The organism is Kitasatospora sp. NPDC007106 (genome assembly GCF_040634455.1).
Taxonomy (GTDB): domain Bacteria; phylum Actinomycetota; class Actinomycetes; order Streptomycetales; family Streptomycetaceae; genus Kitasatospora; species Kitasatospora arboriphila.
The window spans coordinates 1-8,382 of the sequence record NZ_JBEYFP010000238.1; the positions used below are offsets into that span (position 1 = coordinate 1).

An 8,382-nucleotide genomic window follows, 5' to 3' on the forward strand; every position below is an offset into this window, starting at 1 on the left:
CGGTGAGCAGGCCCTCGACCACGCTGAGCGGGGCGACCGCGGCGGCGTTGCCGGGGGCGATGTGGACCAGCAGGCCGACCCGCTCGCCGAACTCGTCGGGCTCGACCCGCTCGGCACCCCCGAGGACGACGCCGACCTGCTGGCCGGCTATTTGAGCATCGCCCCCGGCCTGCGCACCGACACCCCCGCGGCCCGCGCACGCCTGGCGCTCTACCGGATCTACCTGGCGCTGGTGATGCGGGTCGAGAGCGCGCCCCGCGGCTACGCCCCCGAGCACACGGCCTGGCTGCTCTCCTGGTCCGCCGAACGGGTCGCCGAACAGCTGGCCCTGCTGGACGGGCTCGACGGGCCGGGCGGGACGGCCGCCGACGGCTGAGCGGGCGTCAGCCGGCGTCCGGGCGGCGGGCGAGCAGTTGTGCGTGCGGGGTGCGCTCGCCCTCGTAGGGGCCGCGGACCAGCCGGGCGACCTCCGTGAGCCCGGCCTCCCGGAGCAGTGCGGCGAGTGCGTCCGGCCACCAGCGTTGGGCGGGCGCGACCTTGTGGTCGTAGGCCGTGACCGGGGGGACGGGTCCGTCGGCGGACTGGAAGGCGATCAGGACGTGCCCGCCCGACGCCAGCAGGCGGTGGAACTCCGCGAACACGCCCGGCAGTTCCGCGGGCGGCGTGTGGATCAGCGAGTAGTGGGCGAGGATGCCGCCGAGCGAGCCCGCTCCGAGTCCGGTGCCGAGCATGGACCCCTCCTCGAAGCGCAGCTGCGGGTGCCGCGACCGGGCGATCGCCACCATGGCCGGGGAGACGTCGATCCCGAAGGCGTCCACCCCCAGCCCGTGCAGGTAGGCCGTCACGTGGCCGGGCCCGCAGCCGAGGTCGGCCACCGGCCCGCCGCCCTCCTGCAGCACCAGCCCGGCGAGGGCCTCGATCATCGCCCGGTCCAGCGGCCGCGCCCCGAAGCCGTCGGCGAACAGCTCGGTGTACTGGACGGCCACCGCGTCGTAGGCGTCCCTGGTGGCGTCGAGGTGGTCGGCGCCGGTGTTCTCCGTCATGCGGGCAGGCTATCGGCCGGCCCGGACCGCGGGCCCGTACGCGGCGGAGCCCGTCCGGGAGCTCAGTCCGCGCTCAGCCGGGCCGCCCGGAGGGTGAGGTAGTGGCGTTCGGACAGGTTGGTGGCGCGTTCGGCGGCGGCGCGGTAGTCGGCGAGGGCCGCCTGCCGGTCGCCGGCCATCTCCTCCAGGTGGGCGCGTGCCGCGTACAGGCGTTGGTGGCCGGCGAGGGCGTCGGGGGTGTCGAGCCGGGCGAGCAGGTCGAGTCCGGTGCGGGGGCCGTGCACCATCGCGGCGGCCACCGCCCGGTTGAGCCGGACCACCGGGTTGTCGGCGAGGCGCTCCAGCACGCCGTACAGGGCGAGGATCTGCGGCCAGTCGGTCTCCTCGGCGGTGGCGGCCTCGTCGTGCACGGCGGCGATCGCGGCCTGCAGCTGGTAGGGGCCGACCGGTCCGCGCGGCAGGGTGGCGGTGATCAGCGCGGTGCCCTCGGCGACGGCCGCGGCGTCCCAGCGGCCGCGGTCCTGCTCGGCGAGCGGGACGAGTTCGCCGTCCGGCCCGGTGCGGGCGGCGCTGCGGGCGTGGGTGAGTAGCATCAGGGCGAGCAGTCCGGCGGCCTCGCTGCTGTCGGGGACGGCGCGGTGCAGGGACCGGGCGAGCCGGATCGCCTCGCGCGACAGGTCGGTGCGCTGCAGGTCCGGTCCGCCGCTGACGGCGTAGCCCTCGTTGAACACCAGGTACAGCACGTGCAGGACCAGGTCCAGGCGGTGCGGCAGCTCCTCGGCGGCGGGCATCGAGAACGGCACGCCGGAGGCCTTGATCCGCTGCTTGGCACGGCTGATCCGCTGGCCCATGGTGGCCTCCGGCACCATGAAGGCGCGGGCGATCTCGGCGGTGGTCAGCCCGCCCACCGAGCGGAGGGTGAGCGCGACGGCGGCGGCCGGCGACAGCACGGGGTGGCAGCAGAGGAAGAGGACGGTGAGCGAGTCGTCCCGGTCGGCGCCGCCGTCCTCGTCGGCGGCCGGTGCGGTGCGGCGGTCGTCCGGCTCGCGGGCGGCGACGGTCTCCTCGCGCCGGCGGCGGGCGGTCTCGCTGCGGACCTGTTCGGTCATCCGGCGGGCGGCGACCTGGACGAGCCAGGCCCGCGGGTGGTGCGGCAGGCCCTGCTCGGGCCACTGGACGGCGGCCGCGAGCAGGGCCTCCTGGACGGCGTCCTCGGCGGCGTAGAAGTCGCCGTACCGCCGGGTGAGCACGCCGACGACCCGCGGCGCGAGGTCGCGCAGCAGGTCGTCGACGGAAGGGCCGGTGCCGGTGCCGGTCAGGTCAGAGCTCCGCGGGCGGGGCGGCCATCACCTGGCGCACCTCGATCGCCATGTTCAGCGGCTCGCCGCCGGGGCCGGGCGCGGAGGAGGCGTGTGCGGCGATCTCGATCGCCCGCCCCTCGCTCTCGCAGTCGACGATCCAGTAGCCGGCCAGGAACTCCTTGGTCTCCGGGAAGGGGCCCTCGGTGACCAGCGGGCCGCCGGTGCCCGAGGCACGGACGATCTTCGCGGTGTCCGGGAAGGCCAGGCCCTGGCCGTCCACGAACTCGCCGTCGGCGACCAGCTTCTCGTTAGTGGCGGCCATGAAGGCGATGTGCGCCTGCACGTCCTCCTCGGCCCACTCGGTGATCGCCGGGAAGTCGGTGTTCCGGGCGCTGAACTGCATCAGCAGCATGTACTTCATCGTTCTCTCCTCGCCGTGCGGGCGGCCCCGGGCGGGGCGCCGTCACAGGTGGGTAGAAGCCGGCGGCGCGATTTCGACAGGCCGGGCCGGGATTCCCCGAAGAATCTCGGCCCGCTCCCGCCGGAGGTCCTCACCGGAGGTCTTGCCGCGGGCGCTAGCGCAGGTCGGCGCGGCGGGCGCGGCCCCACCAGGACAGGAAGCTGTCGATCACCTGGCCCGTCCCGGCCGGGGTGGGCCGCCGGTGCCGGGGCAGCGACCAGGCGCGGGCCTGCTCGGCGAGGTCCCGGGGGGAGCAGGAGCAGCCGGCGGAGGGGGAGCACGGTGTCATGGACGTGGCCTTCCCATGCACTGTCGCGGTCTCGTCACAGAACCGTACCGGTGGCGCAACCGGGTTCCGCTTCTGACGCGCCGTCGGTAGCGGAACGTCACCCTCCCTTTGTGAGGCCCGAGAGGCGGGCGAGGTGGCTCCTCGGCGGATCCTGGACCATTCCTGAGAATGGATCAGGTGCACGGACGGCTCCCGCACGGTACGGTTCCCAGGTCGCGGGGCTCGCAAGGGATGCGGTCTACCCGCCGGTCACCTGGGAGTTTGCTGAGTGGGGAGCGCGGGGGGCGCACGGGGTGGGTACGTGTGAAATGGCAAATGACCTATGTGCTGATTATTCGACAACTTTGCACTCTCCTGGGTGATTCGGTGGATGCGACCGGGGCCGATGGTCATACGATGTGCGGCGGGGGATGACGTTGCGCGGCGCCCTTGAGCGCCGCGTTTTTGGTGACCACACGTACACCGCAATGCGCACTCGCACATCGCACGATCCGGACGGCGACTCTCCGCGCGACCCGCGCGCCGTCCGAGGGGGAGGGACACCTCATGGGGCGTAGAGCCCGAATTGCCGCTGCCTGCACGGTGGCGGGCCTCGTCATGACGCTGGCGCCGATGCCCGGCGCGTACGCGGCCACGACTCCCAGGATCGACCTGCGGCTGCTGGTCGTCGACGACGGCGGACCGGCCGTCGGCGCGATCGTGGCCGAGCTCGACAGCACCGGCGTGCCGTACACCCGGATCGACCTCGCCGCGGCGGGCCGTCCGACCATCGCCGCCGGCTTCCTCAGCGACACCCTGAACGGCGCGCCGCGGGCCAAGTTCCAGGCCGTGGTGATGCCCAGCGAGAGCCCGGCCGGCCTCAGCGCCGCCGAGCTCACCGCGCTCGCCTCCTACGAGGCGCAGTTCGGCATCCGCCAGGTCGACGCCTACACCTACGCCGGTGCGAGCGTCGGCCTCAACTGGGGCACCCTGCCCGGCGCCTACGCCGGCACCCTGGACGGCGTCCAGGCCCAGGTGACCACCGCCGGCAAGTCCGGGCCGTTCGGCTACCTCGAGGGCGGCATCACCTTCGAGGACAACTCGCCGTCCGTGTCGGAGAGCTACGGCTACATCGCCACCCCGCTCGCCCAGCAGGCCGCCGGCGCCACCTTCACCCCGTACGTGGAGGCGCCGATCCCCGGCACCGACACCCGCGGTTCGCTGGTCGGCGAGTACGCGCACGACGGTCGCCGCGAACTGGTCGTCACCTTCGTCTACAACGCCTACCAGCGGCAGTACCGGCAGCTCGCCCGCGGCATCGTCGAGTGGGCCACCGAGGGCATCCACCTCGGCTACGACCGCAACTACTTCGCCCTGCACGTCGACGACGTCTTCATGTCGGACGACCGCTGGGACACCGTCCTCAAGTGCACCCCCGGCGACGTGACCTGCCCGCCCGGCAGCAACCCGGAGGAGCACCCCAGCCGGATGTCGGTCGCCGACGCCCAGTACCTGAAGCAGTGGCAGCAGACCCACAACTTCAAGGTCGACCTGGCGTACAACGGCGGCGGCTCGGAGGACTTCAAGGCCGACGGCAACGGCACCGACCCGCTGGCCGCCCAGCTGATCGCCGACCAGTCCGCCTACCGCTGGATCAACCACACCTACCAGCACCAGTTCCTCGGCTGCGTGCAGGACACCACCGTGGTGCCGTGGCGCTGCACCACCAACGCCAGCGGCCAGACGGTGTGGACCAGCCAGGCCGACATCACCTCCCAGATCACCAACAACCGCACCTGGGCGGCGAACAACGGCCTCACCAACGTGGACAACACCGAGCTGGTGACCGGTGAGCACTCCGGCCTCGTCACCAACCCGCAGCAGCCCACCGACAACCCGTACCTCGCCCCGTCCGTGGACAACACCGGCACCCGCTGGCTGGCCAGCGACGCCTCCCGCGAGCACGAGCAGCGCGAGGTCGGCGACGCCCTCACCATCCCGCGCTACCCGCTGAACGTGTTCTACAACGCGGCGAAGACGGTCGAGGAGGTGGACGAGTACAACTGGATCTACACCTCCCGCGCGCAGGGCGGCAGCGGCATCTGCGAGGACAACCCGGCCACCAGCACCTGCCTGCCCACCCCGCTGGACGTGAACACCGGCTACACCGACTACATCGTCCCGCTGGAGGCCCGACTGGCCGTCAACCGGGCGATCAACAACGACCCGCGGCCGCACTTCGTGCACCAGTCGAACTACGCCGAGGACCGCATCGCCTACCCGGTGATGGAGCGCATCCTCTCCGAGTACGACGGGCTGTACGCCTCCAACACCCCGCTGGTGAACCTCCGCCAGAAGGACATCGGCGTCGAGCTGCAGCGCCGCGCGCAGTGGAAGAACGCCGTCGACACCGGCCAGGTCACCGCCTACCGGGTCGGCGACACCGTCACCATCAGCGCGCCGTCGGGCGTCCTCGCCGAGGCCACCATGCCCACCGGCACCGTCCAGAAGCAGCTGATCGGCACCACCGCGTTCGGCTCCGCCTACGCCGGGCAGCTGTCCGGCTGGGCCGGCCCCGGCCTCATGCAGACCGCCGTCACCCTGAAGCTCCCCGGCGCCGAGGTGCCCGCGGCGGGCCTCAAGACCGTCCGCACGGTCATCGCGCAGACGGTCGCCAGCCTGCCCGTGCCGAAGGGTGTCAAGACGCCCGTCCCGGCCGGCCCGACCGCGAGCGGCACCACGCTCAACAAGCTCACCTCCAAGAGCACCACCAAGAGCACCACCGCCAAGAGCACCACCACGAGCAGCACCACCGCCAAGAGCAGCACGGCGGCCGCGCCCAAGTCGACCGCGACGAAGGGCGGCACCCGCAGCACCCGCTGATCCGACCGGACGGCGACCGCCGCCGAACGCCCCGGGCCGGGGAGCGACCCTCCCCGGCCCGGGGCACCGGCCAGCACCACGCGCACCACCACCGCCCGCCAGCCCGGGGGCGGGATTTCCTGGGGGGGAATCCATGAACACACGTCTGCACGCCGTGCCCGCGGCCGGGACCGAGCCCGACGCGCCGGGCGCGGCACGCCCGGCCGACCTGGCGCACCTGGTCGGCACCCGCGTGACCATGCTCACCGAGGGCACCTACCCGCACAGCCACGGCGGCGTCAGCGTCTGGTGCGACCAGCTCGTCACCGGCATGCCGGAGATCGAGTTCCGGGTCATCGCGATCACCGGCACCGCCGGGCAGCCCCTCTCCTGGGACCTCCCCGGCCACGTGACCGACGTCCGCGCCGTCCCGCTCTGGGGCCCCGCCCCACCGGGCCAGGCACCCAGGGGCGCCGCCATGCGCGCCTTCCTCACCGGCTACGAGCGCTTCCTGCTCTCCCTGCTCGACCCCGCCGAGGAGGAGGCCTTCGGCCCCGAGCTGTACGTCCTCGCCGACCACGCCCGGGCCGGCCGGCTCAGCCCCGCGCTGCGCTCCGAGGCCGCCCTGCGGGTCCTCGCCGACGTCTGGAACCGCCCCCACCTCGCCACCGCCGCCGCCAAGCCCAGCCTGCACGACGCCCTCACCGCCACCGAGCTCCTGGAGCACGCGCTGCGCCCCCTCGCCGCGCACCCCAAGCCCGGCGGCGTGCTGCACGCCGTCAGCGGCGGCCTCGCCGCGCTGCCCGGCCTGGTCGGCAACCACCTGCACGGCACCCCGTTCCTGCTCACCGAGCACGGCATCTACCTGCGCGAGCGCTATCTCGGCTACGGCACCGGCTACGCCTGGCCGGTCAAGGCGCTCGTCCTGGGCTTCTACCGGATGCTCGCCGTCGAGAGCTACGCACGGGCCGCCCTGGTCACCCCCGGCAACCGCTACAACCGCCGTTGGGAGGAGCGCGCCGGCACCCCCGCCGAGCGCATCCGCACCGTCTACAACGGCGTCGACCCGGAGGCCTTCCCGCCCGCCGGCCCCGAGCCGGAGGTGCCCACCCTCAGCTGGGCCGGCCGGGTCGACCCGATCAAGGACCTGGAGACGCTGATCCGGGCCTTCGGCATCGTCCGCGCCGAGATACCCGGCGCCCGGCTGCGGCTCTTCGGCGGCACCCCCGCCGGCGGCGCCGCCTACCGGGAGCGCTGCGAGGCCCTCGCCGCCGAACTCGGCATCGGCGACGCCGTGGTCTTCGAGGGCCGCGTCGACGACATCCGCGACGCCTACGCGGCGGGCAACGTCGTCATGCTGTCCAGCATCAGCGAGGGCTTCCCGTTCACCCTCATCGAGGCGATGTCCTGCGGCCGGGCCACCGTCTCCACCGACGTCGGCGGCGTCCGCGAGGCCGTCGGCGACACCGGGCTGGTCGTCCCGCCGCGCGAGCCCGAGGCGATGGCGAAGGCCGCGCTCGAACTGCTCCGCGACGCCGACCGCCGCGCCGAGATGGGCCGCGGCGCCCGGATGCGCGTCATCGAGCAGTTCACCCTCCGCCAGACCATCGACTCCTTCCGCGACATCTACAGCGAACTCGACCGCCGCGACCGCTTCCGCACGGCCCGCGACGACGGCCCGTTCGACTGGTGGACGCCCGCCCAGCGCGAGGCGGCGGAGGCCGCCGCCGGTGCCGCCCGCTCGGCCGTCGGAGCCGCCGGATGAGCACCCTGCTGAACCTCTCCGAGGACGGGCCGCGCCCCGAGGACACCGTCGTCCTGCACCTGCCGCCGGCCCGCCGCAAGAAGGCCGCGAAGCCGGACGAGACGCTCGCCCTGCGCGTCCCGCCGCCCGAGGAGCTCACCGGCAAGGCCGCAGGCACCCTCCGCAACCCCGACGAGACGCTCGCCCTGCGGATCGTCGAGCCCGGTGCCGCCGGACGCGGCGCCGCGGAGCCCGTGCCGCTGCCCGAGGACCCGCTGGACGAACTCGCCGAGCGGCTCGCCGACGTCTGCGCCCGCGCCGTCCACCCCTTCGAGATCGCCGCCGTCCTGGAGTCCGACGGACTGACGGACGAACAGGCCGCCGTCCGCTACGGCCGCACCGACTCCTTCTCCATCGCGGAGGAGCTCTTCGCCCGCACCGAGCGGCGCCACACCGCGCCACCGGAGCCGCACGACCCCTGGCAGGCCGACCCGCTGCGCACCGTGCTGCGCGGCCTGCTGTTCGCCCTGCCCGGCCTCGCCTACCTGCCGACCGCACGGTTCCTGCAGTCCGGCGGCGCCGGCAGCGCCCTCGCGCTGACCGCCCTGGTCGGCTGGAGCCTCAACCAGGCGCTCGCCCACCGGGCGTACGCCTGGCGCTCGCTCGGTGCCCGGGCCGCGGTCGGCCGCAGCCTGCTGCGCGGC

The 8,382-nt window shown here is 73.9% G+C and carries 6 protein-coding genes and 2 pseudogenes; 4 read left to right on the plus strand and 4 right to left on the minus strand.

The features are described 5' to 3' along the window. Positions 1–376 (plus strand): annotated as a pseudogene (locus ABZ641_RS19205) (hypothetical protein); the annotation flags it as partial. 7 nt (positions 377–383) lie between these two features. Here ABZ641_RS19205 and ABZ641_RS19210 read toward each other — a convergent pair. The 4 genes from ABZ641_RS19210 to ABZ641_RS19225 form a co-directional block, all read right to left on the minus strand. Further along, the gene (locus tag ABZ641_RS19210) at positions 384–1,043 is read right to left on the minus strand and encodes a class I SAM-dependent methyltransferase (RefSeq protein WP_359983247.1); all 660 of its coding nucleotides are present in this window, start codon (positions 1,041–1,043) and stop codon (positions 384–386) included. Positions 1,044–1,105: 62 nt separating this feature from the next. After that, a complete protein-coding gene (locus ABZ641_RS19215) occupies positions 1,106–2,362 on the minus strand; it encodes a sigma-70 family RNA polymerase sigma factor (protein WP_359983255.1) in 1,257 nt (418 codons plus the stop codon). Between the two features lies 1 nt (position 2,363). Continuing rightward, entirely contained in the window at positions 2,364–2,765 is a 402-nt protein-coding gene (locus ABZ641_RS19220) for a YciI family protein (protein ID WP_344624045.1), read from the minus strand. Between the two features lie 154 nt (positions 2,766–2,919). Next, entirely contained in the window at positions 2,920–3,093 is a 174-nt protein-coding gene (locus ABZ641_RS19225) for a hypothetical protein (RefSeq protein WP_359983250.1), read from the minus strand. 597 nt (positions 3,094–3,690) lie between these two features. Here ABZ641_RS19225 and ABZ641_RS19230 point away from each other — a divergent pair. From ABZ641_RS19230 to ABZ641_RS19240, 3 genes and pseudogenes are all read left to right on the plus strand, one after another. Continuing rightward, positions 3,691–5,955 carry a hypothetical protein gene (locus ABZ641_RS19230; RefSeq protein WP_359983252.1) on the plus strand — a complete coding sequence of 755 codons (2,265 nt, stop codon included), beginning with the start codon at positions 3,691–3,693 and terminating at the stop codon, positions 5,953–5,955. A 238-nt stretch (positions 5,956–6,193) separates the two neighbouring features. Continuing rightward, a complete protein-coding gene (gene pelF / locus ABZ641_RS19235; protein WP_344624105.1) occupies positions 6,194–7,699 on the plus strand; it encodes a GT4 family glycosyltransferase PelF in 1,506 nt (501 codons plus the stop codon). Then, a pseudogene (locus ABZ641_RS19240) lies at positions 7,696–8,382 on the plus strand (hypothetical protein); the annotation flags it as partial. The gene pelF and the pseudogene ABZ641_RS19240, both read left to right, overlap by 4 nt.